This window comes from Marinobacter xestospongiae, from assembly GCF_023156385.1.
Lineage (GTDB): Bacteria > Pseudomonadota > Gammaproteobacteria > Pseudomonadales > Oleiphilaceae > Marinobacter > Marinobacter xestospongiae.
In genome coordinates this window covers 60029-81151 of the sequence record NZ_JAKZAK010000004.1, presented here as the reverse complement: position 1 = coordinate 81151, position 21123 = coordinate 60029, and the positions used below count along the sequence as shown (strand labels likewise).

General features: G+C 60.2%; 21 protein-coding genes and 1 tRNA gene. 13 read left to right on the top strand and 9 right to left on the bottom strand.

Features of this window, described 5'->3' with window-relative positions; all coding sequences use genetic code 11:
• The first annotated feature begins 103 nt into the window (after positions 1-103).
• The 3 genes from zipA to MLD24_RS03770 all read left to right on the top strand — a co-directional run bounded on the left by zipA (position 104) and on the right by MLD24_RS03770 (position 6270).
• The gene (gene zipA / locus MLD24_RS03780) at positions 104-1132 is read left to right on the top strand and encodes a cell division protein ZipA (protein ID WP_248164249.1); all 1029 of its coding nucleotides are present in this window, start codon (positions 104-106) and stop codon (positions 1130-1132) included.
• Between the two features lie 65 nt (positions 1133-1197).
• A complete protein-coding gene (gene ligA, locus MLD24_RS03775; RefSeq protein ID WP_248164235.1) occupies positions 1198-3237 on the top strand; it encodes an NAD-dependent DNA ligase LigA in 2040 nt (679 codons plus the stop codon).
• Positions 3238-3375: 138 nt separating this feature from the next.
• Complete coding sequence (locus tag MLD24_RS03770; protein ID WP_248164232.1) at positions 3376-6270, top strand: hypothetical protein; 2895 nt, start codon at positions 3376-3378, stop codon at positions 6268-6270.
• Between the two features lie 79 nt (positions 6271-6349).
• Here MLD24_RS03770 and MLD24_RS03765 read toward each other — a convergent pair whose 3' ends face one another.
• The 3 genes from MLD24_RS03765 to MLD24_RS03755 all read right to left on the bottom strand — a co-directional run bounded on the left by MLD24_RS03765 (position 6350) and on the right by MLD24_RS03755 (position 9637).
• Positions 6350-6982, bottom strand: a complete 633-nt coding sequence (locus tag MLD24_RS03765) for a CBS domain-containing protein (RefSeq protein ID WP_248164228.1) — start codon at positions 6980-6982, stop codon at positions 6350-6352.
• Between the two features lie 133 nt (positions 6983-7115).
• The gene (mnmC, locus tag MLD24_RS03760; protein ID WP_248164225.1) at positions 7116-9011 is read right to left on the bottom strand and encodes a bifunctional tRNA (5-methylaminomethyl-2-thiouridine)(34)-methyltransferase MnmC2/FAD-dependent 5-carboxymethylaminomethyl-2-thiouridine(34) oxidoreductase MnmC1; all 1896 of its coding nucleotides are present in this window, start codon (positions 9009-9011) and stop codon (positions 7116-7118) included.
• Complete coding sequence (locus MLD24_RS03755) at positions 9008-9637, bottom strand: peptidylprolyl isomerase (RefSeq protein ID WP_282450432.1); 630 nt, start codon at positions 9635-9637, stop codon at positions 9008-9010. Before MLD24_RS03755 ends, mnmC begins: the two co-directional genes overlap by 4 nt.
• 303 nt (positions 9638-9940) lie before the next feature.
• Between MLD24_RS03755 and MLD24_RS03750 the strand changes: the two genes are divergently transcribed.
• On the top strand, positions 9941-10690 hold the full coding sequence (locus tag MLD24_RS03750; RefSeq protein WP_248164214.1) for a cyclic di-GMP-binding domain-containing protein, MshE-related: 750 nt from the start codon (positions 9941-9943) through the stop codon (positions 10688-10690).
• Between the two features lie 76 nt (positions 10691-10766).
• Here MLD24_RS03750 and MLD24_RS03745 read toward each other — a convergent pair whose 3' ends face one another.
• From MLD24_RS03745 to flgA, 3 genes are all read right to left on the bottom strand, one after another.
• The gene (locus tag MLD24_RS03745; protein ID WP_248164212.1) at positions 10767-11237 is read right to left on the bottom strand and encodes a flagella synthesis protein FlgN; all 471 of its coding nucleotides are present in this window, start codon (positions 11235-11237) and stop codon (positions 10767-10769) included.
• A 6-nt stretch (positions 11238-11243) separates the two neighbouring features.
• Positions 11244-11567: a flagellar biosynthesis anti-sigma factor FlgM gene (gene flgM, locus MLD24_RS03740; RefSeq protein ID WP_227171347.1), complete on the bottom strand. Its 324-nt coding sequence runs from the start codon at positions 11565-11567 to the stop codon at positions 11244-11246.
• A gap of 248 nt (positions 11568-11815) precedes the next feature.
• Positions 11816-12514 (bottom strand): flagellar basal body P-ring formation chaperone FlgA, encoded by a 699-nt coding sequence (gene flgA, locus MLD24_RS03735; RefSeq protein ID WP_248164209.1) that lies wholly within the window; start codon positions 12512-12514, stop codon positions 11816-11818.
• A 187-nt stretch (positions 12515-12701) separates the two neighbouring features.
• Here flgA and MLD24_RS03730 point away from each other — a divergent pair, with 187 nt between their 5' ends.
• The 3 genes from MLD24_RS03730 (at position 12702) to MLD24_RS03720 (ending at position 15202) form a co-directional block, all read left to right on the top strand.
• Positions 12702-13631: a chemotaxis protein CheV gene (locus MLD24_RS03730; protein WP_227171345.1), complete on the top strand. Its 930-nt coding sequence runs from the start codon at positions 12702-12704 to the stop codon at positions 13629-13631.
• A 38-nt stretch (positions 13632-13669) separates the two neighbouring features.
• Positions 13670-14497 carry a CheR family methyltransferase gene (locus MLD24_RS03725; protein ID WP_248164206.1) on the top strand — a complete coding sequence of 276 codons (828 nt, stop codon included), beginning with the start codon at positions 13670-13672 and terminating at the stop codon, positions 14495-14497.
• 90 nt (positions 14498-14587) lie between these two features.
• Positions 14588-15202, top strand: a complete 615-nt coding sequence (locus MLD24_RS03720; protein ID WP_227171343.1) for a flavin reductase family protein — start codon at positions 14588-14590, stop codon at positions 15200-15202.
• Between the two features lie 3 nt (positions 15203-15205).
• Here MLD24_RS03720 and MLD24_RS03715 read toward each other — a convergent pair whose 3' ends face one another.
• A complete protein-coding gene (locus MLD24_RS03715) occupies positions 15206-16153 on the bottom strand; it encodes an AEC family transporter (protein ID WP_248164203.1) in 948 nt (315 codons plus the stop codon).
• An 85-nt stretch (positions 16154-16238) separates the two neighbouring features.
• On the opposite strand from MLD24_RS03715, the gene MLD24_RS03710 reads away from it, so the two are divergent.
• The 6 genes from MLD24_RS03710 to MLD24_RS03685 all read left to right on the top strand — a co-directional run bounded on the left by MLD24_RS03710 (position 16239) and on the right by MLD24_RS03685 (position 20443).
• Positions 16239-17189 carry an ROK family protein gene (locus tag MLD24_RS03710; RefSeq protein WP_248164200.1) on the top strand — a complete coding sequence of 317 codons (951 nt, stop codon included), beginning with the start codon at positions 16239-16241 and terminating at the stop codon, positions 17187-17189.
• Positions 17190-17255: 66 nt separating this feature from the next.
• Entirely contained in the window at positions 17256-17651 is a 396-nt protein-coding gene (locus MLD24_RS03705; protein ID WP_248164197.1) for an antitoxin Xre-like helix-turn-helix domain-containing protein, read from the top strand.
• A 23-nt stretch (positions 17652-17674) separates the two neighbouring features.
• Positions 17675-18346 carry an RES family NAD+ phosphorylase gene (locus MLD24_RS03700; RefSeq protein WP_425562369.1) on the top strand — a complete coding sequence of 224 codons (672 nt, stop codon included), beginning with the start codon at positions 17675-17677 and terminating at the stop codon, positions 18344-18346.
• Positions 18347-18483: 137 nt separating this feature from the next.
• Entirely contained in the window at positions 18484-18702 is a 219-nt protein-coding gene (locus MLD24_RS03695) for a hypothetical protein (RefSeq protein ID WP_248164180.1), read from the top strand.
• An 86-nt stretch (positions 18703-18788) separates the two neighbouring features.
• Positions 18789-19556, top strand: a complete 768-nt coding sequence (locus MLD24_RS03690; protein ID WP_248164177.1) for a hypothetical protein — start codon at positions 18789-18791, stop codon at positions 19554-19556.
• A gap of 377 nt (positions 19557-19933) precedes the next feature.
• The gene (locus MLD24_RS03685) at positions 19934-20443 is read left to right on the top strand and encodes a hypothetical protein (RefSeq protein WP_248164174.1); all 510 of its coding nucleotides are present in this window, start codon (positions 19934-19936) and stop codon (positions 20441-20443) included.
• Between the two features lie 144 nt (positions 20444-20587).
• Here the strand turns inward: MLD24_RS03685 and MLD24_RS03680 are convergent.
• Together MLD24_RS03680 and yccX are read right to left on the bottom strand one after the other, a co-directional pair.
• A tRNA-Ser gene (locus tag MLD24_RS03680) sits at positions 20588-20678 on the bottom strand.
• A 113-nt stretch (positions 20679-20791) separates the two neighbouring features.
• Positions 20792-21070, bottom strand: a complete 279-nt coding sequence (yccX, locus tag MLD24_RS03675) for an acylphosphatase (RefSeq protein WP_248164171.1) — start codon at positions 21068-21070, stop codon at positions 20792-20794.
• Positions 21071-21123 lie beyond the last annotated feature (53 nt).

The following is a 21123-nucleotide window of genomic DNA, read 5'->3' as shown; positions in this document are numbered from 1 at the left end:
TATTATGACAATCACGCCATCTGGCCCGGTGGCGCGTTGTATTCATTGCGGGCTTTTCATAGAGTATCGACGATCAGCGGATTGCAGACAGGACAGCGTCATTATGTCACTTAGGGAATGGTTAATAGCCATAGGTACCCTGGTTATTCTTGGTATTGTTATCGACGGTCTCCGTCGCATGCGCCGTGCCCGTAAGGAGTCCATGGCCATTTCATCCGGCATGGGCGCCAACGAGCTTGAGGAGTCGCCACTGGACGAGGAGTTCAATCCGGAGCTGCCCAACGGTGGGGCCAGAACCATCTCCCGGGATACCCTGGAAGAGCGTGGCTACGTCAAGAAATCGACGAAGAGCCGGTTCGGCAAACCCACGCCAAAGCCGACTCGCCCGGTTTATACCGCAGAGAGTGACTCCCAAGCCCCGCCAGCCAGCGAGCCGGAGCAGGAGCAGGAGATTCCGCAGGAGCCCTGGCCCCGGGAAGAAGAGCACGAGGCACTGGAGAGCGGCTGGAGCGCGCTCGACGATGAGTCGACAGCCGAACCCCAGCCTGAGTCCGAACCCGAGCCGATGCAGACGGACGACGTGCAGCCAGAGCCACAGACGGCACCCGCAGCCGGGGAGCTGAGCGATGTGGAGGAGGATACCGCCCGCCGGCCGGCGGCCGATCCGGACCAGCCGCCGGCCGGCGCCAACCGTCCCGAGGCTCAGGAAGTCATTGTGATCAATGTGCTGGCCAAGGCCGACAGCGATTTTCAGGGTGGCGCACTGCGCAAGCTGTTTGATGCCTGCGGCCTGTTGCACGGCGATATGGGGATCTACCATCGTCATGAGTCTTCGGATACCCGCAGCCCGGTGCAGTTCAGTGTCGCCAACGCCGTGGAACCCGGCACCTTCAGCCCGGCGGACATGGCGCAACAGTCCACGCCGGGCATCAGCTTCTTCATGAGTCTGCCTGGACCATCCAATGCCCTGCAGGCGTTCGATTTCATGCTGGAGACCGCCCAGTGTGTGGTGCACAATCTGGGCGGGGAGCTCAAGGATGAACGTCGCAGCGTCATGACCGGCCAGACCATCGAACACTGTCGGCAGCGCATCCGCGAATACGAACGCAAGCGGCGGTCGCGACCGCACTGAGCGCGCGATGGCCAAACAACGCCCGGGACCCCCGGGCGTTTTTGATTCAGTTTCAGGAATACACCATGACCCAAGGCGAACCCAGCGTAGCCGAGCAGATGGATGAACTGCGACGGCAGATTGATGATCACAACTACCGCTACTACGTGCTGGATGATCCCGGCATACCCGACGTGGAGTACGACCGGCTGTTCCGTCAGTTGCAGGCACTGGAGGCGGAGCATCCCGAACTTGTTACCTCCGATTCTCCCACCCAGCGGGTTGGTGCCGGCGGTGACACCACGTTTGAGTCGGTCACCCACCGCATCCCCATGCTGTCGCTGGACAACGCCTTTGATGAAGACGAAATGCGCGAGTTTGATCGCCGCATCCACGATCGCCTGGAGACGGACGAGGCGGTCGAGTACGTGTGTGAGCCCAAGCTGGATGGTCTGGCGGTCAGCCTGCACTACCAGAATGGCGTGTTGACCCGGGCGGCCACCCGGGGCGACGGCTACGTTGGCGAGGACATCACCGGCAATGTGCGTACCATCCCCTCGGTGCCGCTGAAACTGAGAGGGGAGCAGGTGCCGGACCAGCTTGAAGTGCGTGGTGAGGTGTACATGCCCAAGGCCGGCTTCGAGCGGCTCAACAAGAGTCTGGCGGAGCAGGGCGAGAAGACCTTCGTGAACCCCCGCAACGCCGCCGCAGGCAGTCTGCGCCAGAAGAACCCTAAGGTTACTGCCCGCCGGCCACTGGAGATGTGCGCCTACAGTGTGGCGGTGCCGGATGACGGGGTGTTGCCGGAGACCCAATGGGATTGCCTGCACCAGGTGCGGGAGTGGGGCTTTCGCACCAACCCGGAAATGCGGCTTGCCGACGGTGTCGAAGCCTGTCTGCAAGCCTATGAGGACCTGCTCGCCAAGCGGGCGGACCTGAGCTATGAAATCGACGGCATTGTGTTCAAGGTCAATCGCCTGGACCTTCAGGGTCGGCTTGGTTTCGTCTCCCGTGCCCCACGCTGGGCCATCGCCCACAAGTTTCCCGCCGAGGAGGCGCTGACGGTGCTCGAGGATGTCGAGTTCCAGGTGGGGCGGACCGGCGCGGTGACGCCGGTTGCCCGCCTGAAGCCGGTGTTTGTCGGCGGTGTAACGGTGAGCAATGCGACCCTGCACAACATGGACGAGATCCGCCGTCTGGATGTGCGCATCGGCGATACGGTGTTCGTTCGGCGTGCGGGTGATGTCATTCCCCAGGTGGTTAAAGTGGTGGCCGACAAGCGCCCTGACAATGCCGCGGAGATTGAGCTGCCGGACCAGTGCCCGGTGTGTGACTCCGACGTGATCCAGGTGGAGGGCGAGGCCGTGGCCCGCTGTTCCGGTGGCCTGTTCTGTCCGGCCCAGCGCAAGGAGGCGATCCGCCATTACGCCTCCCGCAAGGCGCTGGACATCGAAGGGCTGGGCGACAAGTGGATCGACATTCTGGTGGATCGGGAGTTGCTGAAGACCGTGGCGGACATCTACACCCTGCGCAAGGCCGACCTGTTGGGGCTGGAGCGCATGGGGGACAAGTCCGCCAGCAACCTGATCGCCGCCATCGATGCCAGCAAGACGCCGGAGCTGTGGCGGTTCATCTACGCACTGGGTATTCGTGAAGTGGGTGAGGCCACCGCCAAGGGGCTGGCCAGGCACTTCGGTACCCTGGAGGCCCTGGCCGAGGCCGATGAAGAGGCTTTGCAGGCGGTGCCTGATGTTGGCCCCATCGTGGCCGGACATGTACGCAGCTTCTTTGATCAGCCTCATAACCAGGAGACCATCGCTGCCTTGGAGGCCAACGGTGTGCAGTGGCAGGAAGAAGAGGTGGCCGCTGATGCCGACGCAAGACCGCTGGATGGACAGACCTGGGTGCTGACCGGCACCCTGACCGAGATGACCCGCAGTGAAGCCAAGGAAAAGCTGGAGGCACTGGGTGCCAAGGTGGCTGGCAGCGTGTCCAAGAAAACCGCTTGCGTCGTTGCCGGTGAAGCGGCAGGCTCGAAGCTCACCAAGGCCGAGTCACTGGGGCTTGAGGTGCTTGACGAGGCCGGTTTTGTTGCGTTCCTGGCCAGTCACGGCCAGAACGGCTGATCGGGCCAGCAGTGCTGCTGATTAGAATCTGAGAACTCGCGCAGATAGCCATCGGGGTTTATTCATTACCATGGTGGCTATCTGTAACGGTGTGTAACACGCCGTCCGATAACAATAATCTGCCAAACGGATGTATGCATGCGTGCCGATTTCCCTTCCTGCCCTGGCCGTCGTCGTGCGGTCCCGCTTCTGACCATCGTCGCCCTGGCGAGTCTCGCCGGGTGTAAGACCGAACAGTCCTCCGATGATCCCAAGGTGATTGGTGTGCCGCCACCCACGGCCTATCTCGGGGTGGAATACGCCTACAACTTTGGCGCCGATGGTGGTGATCGCATCCTGGATTACTCGCTGAGCAATGCGCCCACCTGGCTGGGGCTGGAAGACACCAGCAACAAGGCGCGTCAGGGCATCATCATGCGCGGTGTGCCGGGCATCACCGGTGGCGAACGCGGCCCGGAGGATCTGGGCAAGACCGAGAACATCACCCTGCTGACGACCGATGGCAACCGGGTCGGACTGCAGCCGTTCTCCGTTGAGGTGCGGGAGAACGAGATCACCATGACTGCGGCCAGTGTGGTGGAAGGCACGGCGGATGGCAGCGATCTGGGCGATCCGGATGCTGACAGTGATGATGACGCCGATAGCAGCGATGACGACACCCCGAGCACGTACTGCGAGCCGCCGGTGATGGCTTCCGGCCGTCATACCTATACCCGGAACCTGTACGGCGAGGATGGCAGCCTGATTGGCAGTGAAGAACGGACCGAAGTCACTGAACCGCTGGCGGTCAAGGTGACCCTGGAGCAGCCGTCCGTCATTCCGGTGACCATCGCCTTTGAACTCGACAGCGGGTTCCAGCCCGAGCGCTGCGATAACGGCGTGTCGGCCCCCCATCAGCAGTGCGAATACGGCCAGGACAATCGCAACCATGCCATCATCGGACGTGATGTGGTGTTGTGGGGCAGCAACAGCGCGGATGACCTGCCAGTACCGGAATACCTGCAGTATCTGACCGATGACGACGGCCACTACACTCAGGGGCTTATCACCCTGGCGCCGGGAATCACCGAGTGTTACATCCGTCTTGAGGTGATCAACGACACCGTCGCAGAGCAGAATGAGACTTTCCGGGTCAGCATGACCGAGGTTCGTGAGGGGCTGGCCAGCTTCGGCAACGATACCGATCTCGATCTTGGCCTGAGTATCGAGGACGATGAGCCACGGGCGATCCTGGAGACCCTGCAGGGCAACAGTCGTGACGTGATCAATGCCGGAGGCGGTGCTGAGTTCGTCAGCCCGGAGTACCGGGTCACACTGGACGGCAAGCGGGACACCACCTTTTCTGTTCAGCTCAACGGTGGCGAGGCTTCCACTGCCCTGATTGAAAATGACTACCGCATCCAGGTTCGTGACGGCAACGGCCAGTGGCAGAACAGCCGCCGGCTGGATTTCCCCGCCGGGGAGCTGGAGCGCCGATTCCGCCTGGTGGTGCCGGCGAACTACACCAACCTGCTGGCGAACGACAAATTCGCCAACCTGGTGATCGATCAGGTCTACCAGGCCGGCCGGGAGAATTTTGCCGGTGCCGCGCCGGACACCGCTCTGCGAGTGTCCCTGAATGAGCTGACCGGGGTAGCGCCGGTGGCAGAGGAGTCGGACTTTGTCGCTTCTGACCTGCTGGTTGCTCACGACGGCCGCAGCTTTGTCGCAGGGTATCGGCGCAGTGATGGCGCTCCGATGGTGCGGATCTTTGACCGGCTGGGACAGCCTTCCCTGGGCGAAACCGTTTTCCCGAACGCGGCAGTTGCAGCCGAAGCGCCCCCGCTGCTGAGCTATCAGGAAGAGCGGGTGGGGGAGGACTCCCTGCGTTCACTGCTGGTGACCTGGGGCACCCGCGATGCCCTGGCGGGACAAACCAATGCTGGTGGCATCGACCTGGTGACCGTGCTGTTCCGTTTCGACACGGCGGCGCAGCCACCGGCGTATGTGGAGACGTGGCGTATTCAGAGTGGCAGTGGCGGCGACGATATTCCCCGCTGGGTAGGGCTGACCGAAGAGAACACCGTGATGATTACCGGTGAGACCACCGGAGCCTGGCCGGAGCAGAGTGCGGCGGGTGGCGTTGACAGCTTTGCCCAGCGGATCGACAGCAACCTGGAAGGCGACACGCTGGTTCCTGAGGTGGCGTGGACCGAGCAGGGCGGTTCCGGTCTGGATGACCAGGTGGTGGGTGGCAGCCTGTTCCAGAACGGTGTGCTACTGGCGGGCAGCTCCGCTGGCGCCGTGGCCGGTGAATCTCAGCTGGGCGGTCAGGACCTGTATTTCTACGACGTACTCGACGCCAGTCAACCGCTGGATGTGACTCAGGTGGGCACCGATGCGGATGACAACGGCACGGCCATGGTGCTGGACGACAACCTGCTGTGGCTATTAGGCAATTCCCGCGGACTGTATGCAGCGGAGGAGGCCGGTGATGATGACGGCAATGGTAACGGCGAGTTGACCCTGATGCGCACGGCAACCAACAGCCAGGCCGGCTTCCTGTTGCGCTACTCGCCCTCCGGGTTGCTCAACGGCGCGATTGCCCTCAACGATGCCGACGATGTTGCAACGGAGGCGTTCCGGGTTGCGGCGCTGCTGGATGGCGACGTCATTGTTGCCGGCAGTAGCGACGGCGTTTTTGCCGAAGATGCCAGCAATCCTCAGGGACAGCCTCAGCCAGTGCTGGCCCGCATTACCCTTTCCCGTACCCAGGATGACGATAGCGGTGACGGGGATGATGGTGACGACGGAGATGACGGCGACGGGGATGACGGAAACGGCGATGGCGATGGCGATGGTGGTCAGAACGAAGAGATCGGTGAGGTGGTCTGGCGCAGTCAGGCAGTCATCGATAATGCCACCGTTGTGCGTCTGGGCGAGTACCGCAACGAGGAAATTACTGCGCTGGTGGAAAGCGGCAACCCAGGCAATCGCCGCTGGCATCTGGTGTTGTTCAGCGGCGACGGTCGGCAGCTCAACGCGGGGCCCTGAGCCACCAAACCGTCACCAGTACGCCTAGTTCTTCGGGTTGTCAGTGCTCAGTAAGTCAACGAATTAACCAGACGGGACACTAGACGCTGCCCTCGTGGCGGCTGGCCTCGGCATAGAGACGAAGGAAATCCGTGCCGGTGACGATGCCGATAGCCGTGCCATCGCGATCAATCAGCAGGGCGGCATCCAGATGGTGCGCCAGCATCAGGCGGGCGAGCTGATGGGCATCCGTTTCCGGTGTGGCGGTGAGGAAGGCCGGCAGTTCAATATGGCTGAAGCTCTCTGCCAGCCCCTGATCCGGATGGTCGTGGCCCCAGTTCAGAATCCACTGGCGATCCACCAGCCCGGCAACACTCTGGTCCGCGGTGACGGCCAGGTGATCAATGTCGTGACGGTTCATGGCGGCCAGCCCTTCTTCCAGGCTGGCTGAGGCCGGCAGGGAGATCAGTGAGGTGGACGCCAGACGCGACGCCGGCAGGTAGCTGCCCTCGGTATCGGTATCCTGACCGGTCACCTGGCCGTACTCTTCCAGAGCCCGTCGGCGGGTGGACCATTGTGCATTGATGACTTCGGCATCGGTCGCATCGCTGCGCCGGGGATTGATGGCGTGTTCCGGTTCCAGTTCGGTGACGTTGCCCACCGGCCGGTTTCGGAAAACTTCTGGCAGCCGGGTTCCCACCGGGCGGCCCGGTTCACTGACGTGTATCGACATGGCAATGACTCCCGCGATTAACCTCCACTCCGGGAGACGGACGTCCTTACTGACTCTAACGGCCAGTTTACACGGAAGTTGAGGGTGGGGAAGCCCCGGGCCAGCCCGTGGTGCCCGGGGCGGCTAAGGGCTGTCAGTGGTCAGCAGGAGTCACACAGCGTTCGGGCCGAACACGGAACTGTAATGGTGCGGGCAGAGCCTGCGGCTGGTTGCTAAGGCAATCCGCCAGATACTCCGCCAGCAACGGTGCGTAGGCAAGGCCCTTGCTGCCGAGGCCGGTCAGCAGATACAGCCCGCCGGCGGTGTCATCGGTTGCCGCCTGGCCGGTTACCACCTTGCCTGCGACGGGCTGGTAATCATGAGTGGTGCAGCGGAATCCTACTCGCCCGGACAATGCGTCAAAGCGGTCGACCGGTTGATTGAGGACACCGGGCAGCATGGTTTCCAGGGCCTCCAGGTTCTCCTGTTGGCTGCTGGCCGACAGCGACGGGGTGTCGTCGTGCAGATCAAAGGTCGCACCGGTCAGGCTCTGTCCCTGGCAGGCCGGATTGAGATAGCGACTGCCGCAGATCACCGTATTGGGGGCGTTGAGCGTGTTTTCCTCCAGCAGCGTGACCTGACCGCGAATGGTCTTGAAGCGGGAGCGCAGGCCCTCCGGGAGTAACTGGCCGCTGAGATGGCCGCCACACAGCACCAGCGCCTGGGTCTGGTGTTGCCAGCCCTCGGCGGTGACCAGGCTCCACTGGTCGGCCTGGCGCTCTATGCGTTTGACCGCAACGTCAAAGCGACACTGGATCGCCGGATGCTCAAGGGCCTGGCGACATACCTCCGCCGGGTACAGCCAGCCGCTTGCCGGAAACCACAGTCCCGGGGATTGCAGTGGAATGCCGGCCAACTGGCTGGCCTCCGCGGCGCTCACCGGGCGGGTGAGGCTTTCGGGGTAGTGGTTACGCTGCAGAAACTTGGCCTGACGCTCTTGCTCGCGCTCATTGTCGGCCAGTTGCAACACGCCACAGGGGTGCCAGCCCTGGTCCTTGTAGGGTCGATAACAGCGCTGGGCGAACTGCAGTGCGCTGAGCGCCAGCCGGGTCTGATCGTTGTGCTCCACGCCCAGTTTGACGTAAAGCGCACCCTGACGATTACCTGAAGCGGCCGATGCCGGTCCGTTGCCGGCGTCGACCACCGTGACGTTGATGCCGCGTTCAGCGAGGTTTCTGGCCAGCAGGCAGCCAGCAATGCCCGCACCAATAATGGTGACCGCCGCCGGGTGACTGTCAGGCGCCGTCGATTTGGCTGAGTCAGGCTGGAAGTGGCCGGCGAGCATGTCGCGTTTGCGACCGAAACCCGGCACCTTCTTCATGGCAAAACCGGCCGCAATCAACGCCCGCCGAACCCGGCCCACTGCGGTAAAGGTGGCCACAGTGGTGCCGGGCCGGCTGTGACGACGTACGGCTTCCACTACGTCATCGACCCAGAGATCGGGGTTCAGAGCGGGGGCAAAACCGTCGAGGAACCAGGCATCGGCCTGGAAGTTCAGCTGTTGCCAGCCGTCCAGGGCATCACCAAAGAACAGCGTCAGCCGCACCTGGCCGCCGTCCAGCACCAGACGGTGACAACCCTGGACCAGGGCCGGGTAGTGGGCCTGGAGAGTGCTGGCCAGGTCTGCCAGTTCCGGCCACAACTGGTGCGCTTTCACCAGATCGCTGGCGGTCAGCGGAAAGCGTTCGACCGAGACAAAGTGCAGCACCGCCCCCCTGGGGGGATTGCTGGCGCGCCATTGCTGCCAGGTGGCCAGGAAGTTCAGCCCGGTACCGAATCCGGACTCTGCCACCACGAAGGCCTGGCCAGGCTCGACATTGGCGAACCGCTCGGCCAGTCGGTTGTGTTGCAGGAAGACGTAGCGGGTTTCTTCGAGGCCGTCGTCACGACTGAAATAGACGTCGCCAAACTGTTGCGATTCGGGGACGCCGTCACGCCAGACCAGATCCGCCGGCTCAATGGCCGGCGGCAACAGGGAAGGATTGTTCATTGCTGGTCGGCGTCGACCCGGCTGATGCGCTCAATGGTGACCGCCTGCATCGGTACATCCGACATGCCGTTGCGACGGCCGGTCTGCTTGGCGGCGATGGCATCAACAACGCCCATGCCCTCGGTTACACGGCCAAACACGGTGTAGCCGGCACCACGGACACCAGCATTGAGGAAGGGGTTGTCCACCACGTTGATGAAGAACTGGGACGTGGCGGAATCGGGATCGTTGGTGCGCGCCATGGCGATGGTGCCCCGCAGGTTCTTGAGCGTGGCGACCGCTTCGTTGCGCACCGGATCGCGAGTCTGTTTGCGGTTCATGGAGGCGTCAAAGCCGCCGCCCTGGATCATGAAGCCGGGAATCACCCGATGGAAGATGGTGCCTTCGTAGAAGCCACTGTCGACATAGGCGAGGAAGTTCTCCACGGTTTCCGGCGCCACGTCAGGGCGCAGCGTCAGCTGCATGGCACCTTCGGATGTCTGGATGCTTACTTTGGGCAAGGTGTCCGCACTCGCAAGCGACGGCGCGGTTGCGGCCAAAAACAGGCAAACGGTGGAAAATGTCAGGGATTTGAGGGCATTTGTCCGTGATTTTACCAGATTTTGCCTTTTCACTGTCGTCACCATACCAGACCTCGTGGTTAACTCGGGTTGTGTAAAACAAGAAAGAGCCTATAAGAGGCCGAAGTCTATCAGAAATACGCTGAATCCGTGCCATTTGGAGGCCCCGGGGCCATCCTTCAGCTACGCTTACAGAACCAGTCACAGCAATGTCGGCCAGCCGGGTAAGTAACCGCTGAGCAACGATTAACTTCCGGTAACACAACGGAGTGAATCGTTTCTGTACTCACAGTTGCCATTGCGAACATCATTGTCTCAACAACCGGGCCGGGCTGTACGGTACGCGTCAGTTACTCAGTGGAGGATCTTGTGAACATCAGTCACGGTCATGAGGAAAAATCACGACTCGGACGATTGTTGGTTGGCCGGGGATACCTGACCGAAGCCCAGCTGGAATCGGGCCTCAAAGTCCAACGCGAGACCGGTCAGCGCCTGGGTGAAGTCTTTGTCCAGTCTGGCTGGATCACCGAGAAGGAGCTGCACCGGGTTCTCAAGCATCAGTCCCGTTATCGCAATGCTGCGGCGATTGTCACCATGGTGGTGCTGCCGTTTCAGCCGCTGGTCAGCTTTGCCTCCAATAACGGTTCCAGCCAGTACAGCAACCAGGAAGCCGGGGAGTTCTACGATCAGTCGGGGTTTGAACCGCTGACTGATGTTGAAATGTCAGAGTCGGTTGGCCGCGCCGCGGACGATTTCATGCAACGTCTTGAGACCTTGCGTGATCGCACCGTCACCGCCCAGGAAACCGGTGGCGACTCGCTCGGCGATGCGCCTGAAGATGCCCTTGACGGGTTGAAGATGGTGGCCGGCGCCTTTGTGCCAATTACCCATTTCCTGGATTCCGATATGTCGATTTCCGGTGTGCACTATCGTGAGGGCGAGTCGCGCTTCCATCTGGGCAGCGACGGCTCGTTACAGTTGGCTTTGCCGGAGCGTATCGAGCAGATTCGCATGGACAATATTCGCGTTGCCGGCGGCACAGGGCCTTCGATGGGCAATATCATCATCAGTGACATCCGCTTCAGCGCCAATTCAAGTATTACCATCACGCCACGCTAACCGGTTGAATGGGCATAAAAAAGCCTCCTGATCCAGGAGGCTTTTTTGGTTGCCTGAGGTGGACTGAACGGCTCGCTCAGGCGCTGGCCAGAATGGTGCGATGGTTCATCGAGGTCTGTTCACCGGTGGCGCCATACAGCTTCTGCTGGCCGCTGGTGCCACGGAAGATATCGCTGAGACGCGCCAGTCGCTTCTGCACATGGGTGACCACCCGATGATTGACGCTGTTCAGTTCGTGGCAGGCCGTCATGGCATTCTCGGCGGCTTGCCAGGGCTTGATCAGGTCTTCCACGCCACTGCTCTGGATAAAGCGGGAAGGGCTGCCGCTGTTGGGGCGGTAACCCATTTCCACCAGTACGTGAATTTTGCGTTTGGCCCGTTCCCGGATCTGTCCCAGCAGGTCATTCTTTTGCTGGGTCAGGGGTTCGAGGGCGGCAATGTCCGATTCCGCCAGCTTTTCTTTCTCGGTTTTGAGGAGATCCGCCAGTTCGTTCAGCTGGCGGATATCATCGTTCAGAAGGTTCTTCAGCGTGTTGACTGCGGCCATGATTCATCATCCGAAAATGCTTTTATCCATATCAAGCATTTTCTGGGCCAGCTTTTGAGCATCGACTTTGTAGGAGCCGTCCGCCAGGGCGTTACGGATCTGTTCGATGCGTTCGTCGTCCACCTCGGGATAGTCACTGAGGCGCTGTTCTACCTGCTTCAGGTCTTTTGCCTGACTGCTGAGTTTCACACTCTCGCCGCGCGCATTCTGGGTCTGTTGCGCCTGCTCGGTGGGAGTTGCCGGCTGCTTGGGGGCGGAACCGGTCTTGTCGGCCGTGGTTTTCTGGGTGTTGACCTGGCCGGGGCCAATTCCATTGAAGTCAACTGACATGGCGTTACCTGCTTAACGGTGTCTGGCCACAGTGCGTGGCCCTGCTGAATTTACCTGTTACTCGTCTATCGGCAGGGTGGAATGAATCTTTAGCGAACTTTTTCATGTTTTGATCTCACGCAATGTTCGCAGGTTCCACGTGCCAATGCGACTGCCAGCCTGTACTCCTTATCGCTCTCAGTCTGGGCAACAGGGTGCCGCTTCTTATTTGCCGGGCGGCGATTGTTTGCCGCTTCGGCTGGTCGTCGCTACATCGGAATTTCCACCCGACCCGGGGCGACAACCCGTCCCCGAATTCGGCGGGAGGAAGACAGATTTTCCACCATGACCTGCTCGCCCGGGCGTCCATTGGCCAGAGCCTTGCCGCGGGAATTGACCGTGAAGTTGCCGGAGCGGGCGGTGATAATAACATGGTCGCCCCGCTGCACCGCGTCCGGCTCAACCACCAGATTGGGGGTCAGCACGGTGCCACGGTTGATCGAGCGGGTCATTTCTTTGCCGAGAAGATCCTCGAGCTGGGTGATCGGGCGTCGCCGACTGGCGTTCATCACGCCGCTGACGCGCTCGATCATCGATTCGGTCAAACGCTCGCCACGGCCGATGGGCTGGGTGGCGCTGTACAGTTCACCTTCAATGGTCACCGACACCGGCAGGAACATGCGCCAGGGGCGCTGACCCTCACACTGCATCTGCAGGGTGGGCTGATTGCTCTCCCAGGGGTCGCCGGTAAAGCTGGCGGCCAGCGGCTCGGCACAGGGCGCCAGCGCCAGGCGCGGGTCGAGCCGGCCAACCTCTGAGCGGACCTCATAGCCCGATGCCGACAGCTCTTCGGCGAACTCGCCCAGAAAGCGGTTGGCGGCCTGACGGATCTGCTCGGCGGTGGTCGCCGCCACCGTTGGGGTGGCAGCCAGAACCAGGGTCAGCAAAATGATGGTGCGCATATGCATCAGATTGTCCTATGCTCTAAGTATCGTGCGCGATTACCGGTTTTACGGATGAAACTGCTCAGCTTTTTCGGCCCTTGGCCGTTATTTCCAGAGACCAGGTCAAATTCCTGGCGGTATGATGGCGTTAACAGTAATCAGGCAATATCCGTGCCGGTTGATTGGTAAGCAGACGCGGGAGATCTAGGTAATGGCAGGTGTATTGGATAGTGTGAATCAACGAACCCAGCTGGTTGGACAGAACAGGCTGGAGTTGCTGCTGTTCCGTCTGCGGGGTCGGCAGGTCTATGGCATTAACGTCTTCAAGGTAAAAGAGGTGCTGCAGTGTCCCCGGATGACGGCGATCCCCAACAGTCGCAGTGTGGTTCGGGGGGTGGCGCATATCCGCGGTGAAACCATCCCGATCATCGACCTGGGCATGTCCATCGGGCTGCCCGGCGTACCGGAAGAAAATCTGCCCACCAGTTTCGTGATCATCACCGAGTACAATCGCAAGACCCAGGGCTTCCTGGTGGCCGGCGTGGATCGGATCATCAACATGAACTGGGAGGATATCCTGCCACCGCCAAAAGGGGCAGGGCGCGAGGTTTACCTCACAGCAGTAACAAAACTCGACGATAAGCTTATTGAAATCATCGATGTAGAAAAGATACTTTCAGAGGTTTCTCCAATGGAAGAAGATGTCACCGAGGACGTCCTGAGTCGGAACGAGCGGGACCGCGGTGGCCTGCGCCCGGTGCTGGTGGTGGATGACTCCTCCGTCGCCCGGCGTCAGATCGAACGATGCGTGACGGCGGTAGGTCTGGAAGTCATCACCAAGAACGATGGCAAGAAAGCGCTGGAATTCCTCAAGGAGATCACCGCGGACGGCTCCAACGTCACCGATCACCTGGCGATGATGATATCTGACGTTGAAATGCCCGAGATGGACGGCTACACCTTGGTGACCAACTGCAAAGCCGATCCGTCACTGAGCGGCCTGTACATCATGCTCCATACGTCCCTAAGCGGCGTGTTCAATCGCGCCATGGTAGAGAAGGTGGGTGCTGATGACTTCATGGCGAAGTTCAGCCCCGACGAGCTTGCTGAGCGGGTCATGCACATCATCGATAACCTTTGATGACCGTGAATTTACCGAACCAACTGCAAAGAGAACCAATGAAAGCAGACATCACGCCACAGGAATATGAGGCCTTCAAGAAGTTCCTGCAGGACGCGTGCGGCATCCTTCTGGGCGACAACAAGCAATACCTGGTGAAGAGCCGGCTGCGTCGCATCCTGGAGGAACATGAGGTCTCTGGTATTACTGATCTGCTTAATCGCATGCAGAGGCCGGGGCGCAGCTCGCTGAGGGAAACCGTCATCGATGCGATGACCACCAACGAAACCCTCTGGTTCCGCGACAACCACCCATTCCGCATTCTCAATGAGAAGCTGCTGCCGGAGTTTGCCGAACGCAAAGCGGCGGGGTCGTTGCGGATCTGGTCGGCGGCCTGTTCCACCGGCCAGGAGCCTTATTCCATTGCCATGGTGGTGGATGAGTACCGGCGCATGCGGCCAGGCAAGTTGCGGGATGTTCGCATTACGGCAACGGATATCTCCAAGAGTGTGCTGGACGTGGCCCGGCGGGGGGAGTACGAGATGCTGGCGATTGGTCGCGGGCTGTCCCCTGAGCGGCAGAAAGCGTTTTTTGCAGCCTCGCCCAACGGTGGCTGGCAGATCAAACCGCAGATCAAGAGCATGGTGGAGTTCAAGGAGCTCAACCTGCTGGAGCGCTACATGTTTGGCAAGTTTGATGTGGTGTTCTGTCGCAACGTTCTGATCTACTTCTCGGCGGAGCTCAAGCGGGACATTCTGACCCGTATCCACGCCACCCTGAACCCTGGCGGTTACCTGATTCTGGGGTCGTCGGAGTCCCTCAACGGGTTGCCGGACCTGTACGAAATGGTGCAGTGCCAGCCCGGTATCATCTACCGCAAGAAATAGTGCCTGCCAGTGGCGCCGGGCGAGTGTCTGCGGACAGGGCGCCCGGCCGCCTGTTACCCTCTTGCCTCACCTGTACTGAGGAGTGTATCCATGATTATGGATTTTGAGGGCATGCCTTCCCGCCAGATCTATCACGCCATCACGCAGACGCTCATTCCCCGCCCGGTGGCCTGGGTGCTCAGCGAAAACCCGGATGGCGACTATAACCTGGCGCCATTTTCGTTCTTCACGGCCATTACCAGCAATCCGCCACTGCTGATGCTGTCTGTGGGACGCAAGCCCGAAGGGGAGTTCAAGGATACCCGCACCAACATCGAGGCCCGCAAACAGTTCACCGTGCACATTGCCCATCGGGAGCTGGCGCAGGCAATGACGGAAACCTCGCGCGGGCTGCCCCACGGAGAGTCGGAGCTGGACCGAATTGGTCTGGAGCTGGTGGACTTCGACGGCTTTGCGGTACCCCGGCTGGCAGATTGCCGCATTGCCATGGCCTGCGAACTCTATGACATTCAGGAAATTGGCGCCGCGCCGCAGACGCTGGTGTTCGGGCGCATTCGCCAGCTGTACGTTGATGATACCGCCGCCAAGCTCGCCGAAGACGGCCGCTTTACCGTGGATGCCGCCACGGTGGACCCCATTGGCCGGCTGGGCGGCAGCGAGTACGTCACCTTTGGTGAGGTGTTGACTATTCCGCGGCCGGAATAGCGTTCAGGCGCCCACCGTCACCCGGAGGATAAAGATGCCGGCGGTGACGGTGATGCTGGCCAGCAGTGTGGTGAGGGCAACAATGTTGGCGGCCAGTCGGTCGTTGCCGCCAAGTGCCTTGACCATGACAAAGCTGGCGGCGGCGGTCGGGCTGGCAAAGAACAGGAACATCAGCCCCAGTTCCTGACCTTCAAACCCGGCCAGCCAGGCGCCGGTGGTTGCCAGCGCGGGCAGCACCGCCATTTTCATGACGCTGGCGCTGAAGGCAACCCGGCTGTCACTGCGGATGGCGTGAAGGGAGAGCGTGCCGCCAATGCACAGCAGGGCCAGTGGCATGGTCAGCGACGCGAAATACTGGCCACTGATTTCAATCCAGTTCGGCAGGGTAACGCCGGACCAGGCCACCGGAATGGCTGCCAGCACCGCCAGAATCAGCGGGTTGCGCAGGATATCGTGGAGGATGCTGCGCCAGTTCGCCTGTTTGCCTGGCTGATAGGTGGTCAGCACCACCACCGACAGGGCGTTGTAGGAAATGATCACCGCCCCAAGCAGGATGCCACCGGCCGACAGCCCGTAATCGCCGTAGAGATTGGCTGCCAGTGCCAGGCCGACGATGCCGCAGTTGCCGCGGAAGGCGCCCTGAACGTAGACCCCCCGATCCTCCCGGGCGACACGCCAGCGGGCCCACTGCCAGGCAAGCAGGAACGACCCCAGCGTTGCCACCAGGTAATAGCCCAGCAGAGCCGGGTTGAATGCGCTTTCGAGGTCCGCCTGCACAATGCTGAGGAACACCAGGGTGGGCAGGGTTGCCTTGAACACCAGGGCAGAGGCGGTGTTGATAAAGGCGGCGTCGATCCAGCCGGCCCGGCGTAGTCCCAGACCCATGAATACCATGGCAAAGACGGGCAGGGTGGTTTCCAGAGTATGGAAGAACAGGCTGGTCAGGTTCATAGTGCGGCGGTGGTGAGATATTGGGTGGTAATTGTCGCCAATTTCCGCAGAGTTAGAAAGAAAACCAAGGTCTAAGAGTATGTCTGTGTCAAATCGTTCGGCTGCACGCGCTCACCCGCAACGCGAATCCGGCTGGCTGGTGGGGGTGGATCTGGGTGGGACCAAGACCGAAGTCATCCTGATGGATCAGCACAGTCAGACCTGGTTTCGCCATCGTCGCCCGACACCTGCCGGTGATTACGGCGCTACCCTGTCGTTGATTGCCGAACTGGTGGCGGACGCCGAGCGGCAGGCGGGGGTTTCCGGTTTGCCGGTGGGGGTCGGTATTCCCGGTTCGGTGTCCCGCCTGACGGGGCTGGTGAAGAACGGCAACTCCACCTGGCTCAACGGCCAGCCTCTGGCGGACGACCTGCGGGCTCTGCTCAAGAGACCTGTCGCGGTTACCAACGACGCCAACTGCCTGGCGCTGTCTGAGGCCACCGACGGTGCCGGGCGGGGTTTTGCGGTGGTGTTTGCGGCTATTCTGGGCACCGGTTGTGGTGCCGGTGTCAGTGTGGATGGCCGGGTGCTGACCGGCCCCAACGGCGTGGCGGGGGAGTGGGGGCATAACCCGCTGCCATGGACGCCGGAGAGCACCCTCCGGGAGCGCCCCTGTTTCTGTGGCCGCTTCGGTTGCACCGAAACCTTCCTCTCTGGCCCCGGGCTGGCGGCAAGCCATCGCCTGGTCCACGGCGAAGTTTGTGACAGTCGCGCCATCGTTTCCGCCGCGACAGATGGCGATGCCCGCGCTCAGGCGACCATGGCAACCTACGTGGATCATCTGGCCCGGGGGCTGGCGGGCGTCATCAACCTGTTGGACCCCGATGTGATTGTGCTGGGAGGTGGGCTCTCCAACATCTCCGGTGTGGTCCGTGCTGTGCCGGGGCAACTGGCGCAGTATGTTTTTGGCGGAGAGTGTGAGACTCCAGTTGTGGTGGCGACGCACGGGGATTCGTCTGGTGTCCGTGGTGCCGCCTGGTTGGGGGCGACATCATAGATGTCTCAGATAGACATTGTGTAATCATTATGTCCATAATGAGACAAATGCCTCGTGAGGTGAACCATGCATTCCGCTGCCAATCAACAACCCCGGGACAGCCAGGCTGTCACCGGTCTGAAGGTTGTCTTCAACATCCTGGATAAATGGGGCTGCTCCACCACTCAGGTTCAGCACATCCTCGGTATCTCCCGGGCGGCCCTCTACCGCTATCGCCAGAATCCCCAAAGTGCCAGCCTTTCACGGGATCAGCTTGAGCGGCTCAGCTATGTGCTCAATATCCACGCCAGCCTGCGGACTCTGTTTGACAACCCGAAGAACGTTTACGGGTTCATGTCGTTGCCCAATGACAACCCTTATTTCAACGGTCGCACGCCGCTGGCGGTGATCGGCTCCGGCCAGTTCGCCGATCTCTACGAGACCTTCAAACGTATTGACGCCTTGCGCGGAGGGCTATGGTGACGGACTACACGACGCTGCCACGGATGGCGGACGGAGAGGCCAGCGGCTACCGCCTGGTCAACTCCAAGTTCCCGCCCATCGACCTGTTTGAAGATGTTGCCGATGCTGACGACTTTGAGGCGCTCTATCAGCTTCAGGCACTGACCAACCCCCGCCTGCGTGCCGAGGTGGGCGACCTCAACCTGGTGCGGCTGGATGAGATCCCGTTCGGTATCGATGGCTGCTCGTATGCTACGGCGCCGTTTACCCACGTCAATCCGGATGGCGGTCGATTCAACGACGGCCAGTTTGGTGTGCTCTACATCGCCGATGCGATGGAGACCGCCATCGCCGAAGTGGCCTATCACCAGCAGCGTTACTGGCAGGGCGTGCACAACCTTGCCTTTGACCGCCTGGTGTTTCGCGGCCTGGTATGTGCCTTCCAGACCACCGGCATCTGCGACGCAACCAGCCTGCCGCCGGACGACCCAATCTATGACCCTGACAGCTACCAGGCCTCCCAGGCGGCAGGCCGATCCCTCCGGCAGCAGTCCGATGTAAACGGCCTCCGATACCACGCCGTCCGACGACCGGGTGCGCATTGCTGGGGTCTGTTCACGCCCAGGTCGGTGCGGCGAATACACCAGAGCTGCCATTACGAATTTATCTGGACGGGGGAGGCGATCGGTTCCATCAACCGGATTACCTTGCCGTAGTGTGGATGTGCGAGAGAGCGGCGACCAATCGGACCGGGTAAGGCTTAATATCTCAACGGATTCTGATTGGCAATCATTCAAAGATCTATGCAGAGTTTCTGGCGATAGTGTCTGATTTTTTTGGGGGGAGGCTGCCAATGAAGTTGATTCTGGGTTGGCTTGGTATCTGTTTCGCTGTTTTGGGAGTCCTGTCTATTGGCCTTCAGGATCAGATACCGCCGGAAGACAATCTGCTCGACGTGCCTGAATCCATCCTGCTGACGATTGTGGGCGTGTTTTTTATGTATGTCGGTCGGGAATACCTGCCGGCTGGGATTGGCTATTTGTTTGGGGGCGATGACGGTGATGATGGGTGATCGGACTCTCGCCGGGCTCTTATCGCATTGTAACGACTGACTGGTCTCAGGGATGATGGGTAGATGCAGCAAGGAGCAGGGAAGCAGTGATTATCATATTAAGGGTCATGGGAGTGCTTGGGGTGCTGTTGTTCGGCGCCCTGTTTACGGTCACCTTTCTGTCGCCAGCGACGGTCGAAGAGGCCGCCCTCGAGTTCGTAAAAGATCGTGTTGAAGTCGAGGTTCGCGAGAAGCTCCAGTCGGTAGCCGAATCCACGCTAACGGGGCGGGCGTTGAGAATCGCTGGAGATCTTGGGGTTGAGAGCGCGCCGCTCACAGAGGCATTGGCGAATGATCTGCCCGAGAAGATTGCCGGCGTTATTGACGAAATGTGTCGCTCTGGCTGCGAGAAGCAGAAAGTGTTTGCCCAAACGGCGGCGCTTGAGTTGCTGGATCGTATCCAGGCTGTCCGCCTTACCGAAGATACGGTTGGCGATCTCGTAAAGCGTAAGTACAGGGAGATCGTTAGCGGCCTGAAGGCCGACTTGAGGGTATTTCTGGGTTCAAATCTTGCCTTGTTCGCGATTTTGCTTGGGGTTTCTGTTCTCAAGCGGCAGGCGGCGGCACATCTGTGCATACCGGGCCTTCTTTTGCTTGTGGCCACTCTGATTTCATCGGCTATCTATGTTTTCGGTCAGGATTGGTTTTTTACCATCTTGTACAACGATTATATGGGTTTGGGGTATCTGGTCTATGTGTTGGTGATCTTTGCCTTCCTGATTGATATAGCAATGAACAAAGCCAGGATTACGGCCGAGATAATCAATAGTGTGCTTGAGTGGTTGGGATCTGCCATCTCCGTGAGCCCGTGTTGAGTTTCTCCGGATTCAATAGGGACAGTCGATGGGGCGGGTTGTCGGGAAGGTCAGGGATTCGAGGTGGGGATGCACCTATATCGCGAGCGATTAGCCTATGTGGGCTGGGAAGATGGCCGTATCACTATTGAGTTGGTCCGCCTGACCCGTAATGGTCTTTCCTATCATTTTCACGGGAAGCGATGGCGTCGCGATGTGAGGCCTTTGGCCGGTGACGTTTGTTGCTCTGAATGTGGCGGGGTGCTGAAGATCTCGATCTTGAGCCGGCAAAGAGTTCCGGGCTGGGTTCGTGAAAGGAGTGTGGTAGTGTCTGCTGCGGCTCATGAGAAGTTCGTGTGGTGGAGTAAGCAAAGTCAGGATGACGACAGGTATTAGCAATGAAAATTTCCCACTTTTTTGCGGTTCTGGTTCGGCTTTTTGCAATTGGGCTTGCAATCTATGCGGTAAGGCAGCTTTTGCTGCTGTTTGAGGTGATGGCAACCGGGGCGATTAGTGGGTATGACGTATCCGCTGTGTTTGCGGGCATGCTGGTGCTTTGCCCGCTGCTGGTCTCGGTTCTGCTTTGGTATTTCCCGCTGGCGGTGACTGCATTTGTGATACGCGAGGATATGGATCAGTCGCTGAAGCCATTGGATGTTCAGGGCTCTCTGGTTGTTCTGGTGCTGGCAATTGGTCTGTACCTGCTGTATTTCGCGATTGCAGATGCGGTGTACTGGCTTACGTATTGGCAGATGGCTGCCGGAGAGTCTTATTCAGGCGCTCGGCTTCACTTTGATGCTGACAGCAAGGCGGCGATGGTTTCGACGGGGGTTGAGCTGTTGATGGCGTTTGGTCTGCTTTCTCGCGCCAGGTCGATATCTCGCGCGATGTTGCGGCTGGCGCGGTAGTGCCATGATCGGGCCAGTGCCATTGGGAGTAGGCTGAGGGTTGGTGGTTCAGGGATGTGCAGCTGGGCAGCTATGTTCGGACTTGGTTGTCATCCGGAATTTCAGGCATAAAAAAAGCCCAGCGGTTTAGCTGGGCTTTTTAATTGGCGGAGAGGGAGGGATTCGAACCCTCGATACGCTATTAACGTATACACACTTTCCAGGCGTGCGCCTTCAGCCACTCGGCCACCTCTCCAATAAACTGTTTCAAATCAGCGATGTCCTCGCTCATTTGAGGGCGCAAACTTTAATGGTTTTATCCGGATTTGGCAACACCGAATTCTGAAATTGATGAAAAAAATTTGCAGGTTACCGGCGGACGTCGAAAGTGCCGAACTCACCGGTGGCTTCCGAGCGTGCCACCTCGGTTCGATCCACCCGGGCTGCCGGTGGTCCCTGCTCGCACCAGCGGTGGAGTTGCTCCAGTGCTTCCCTGTCGCCCTCGGCAACCACTTCCACCGAGCCGTCAGGCAGGTTTCGGGCGTAGCCGGTGAGCCCAAGCTCGCCGGCGGTTTCAACCGTGCTGGCGCGATAGTACACGCCCTGGACCCGGCCGTGGATGAGAAGTGTCCAGCGTTCGTTGTTCATGGTGATTCTCCCTGTTAGAGCTAATCAGAGGCTCCTTAGGTGTGGGGCAGAGG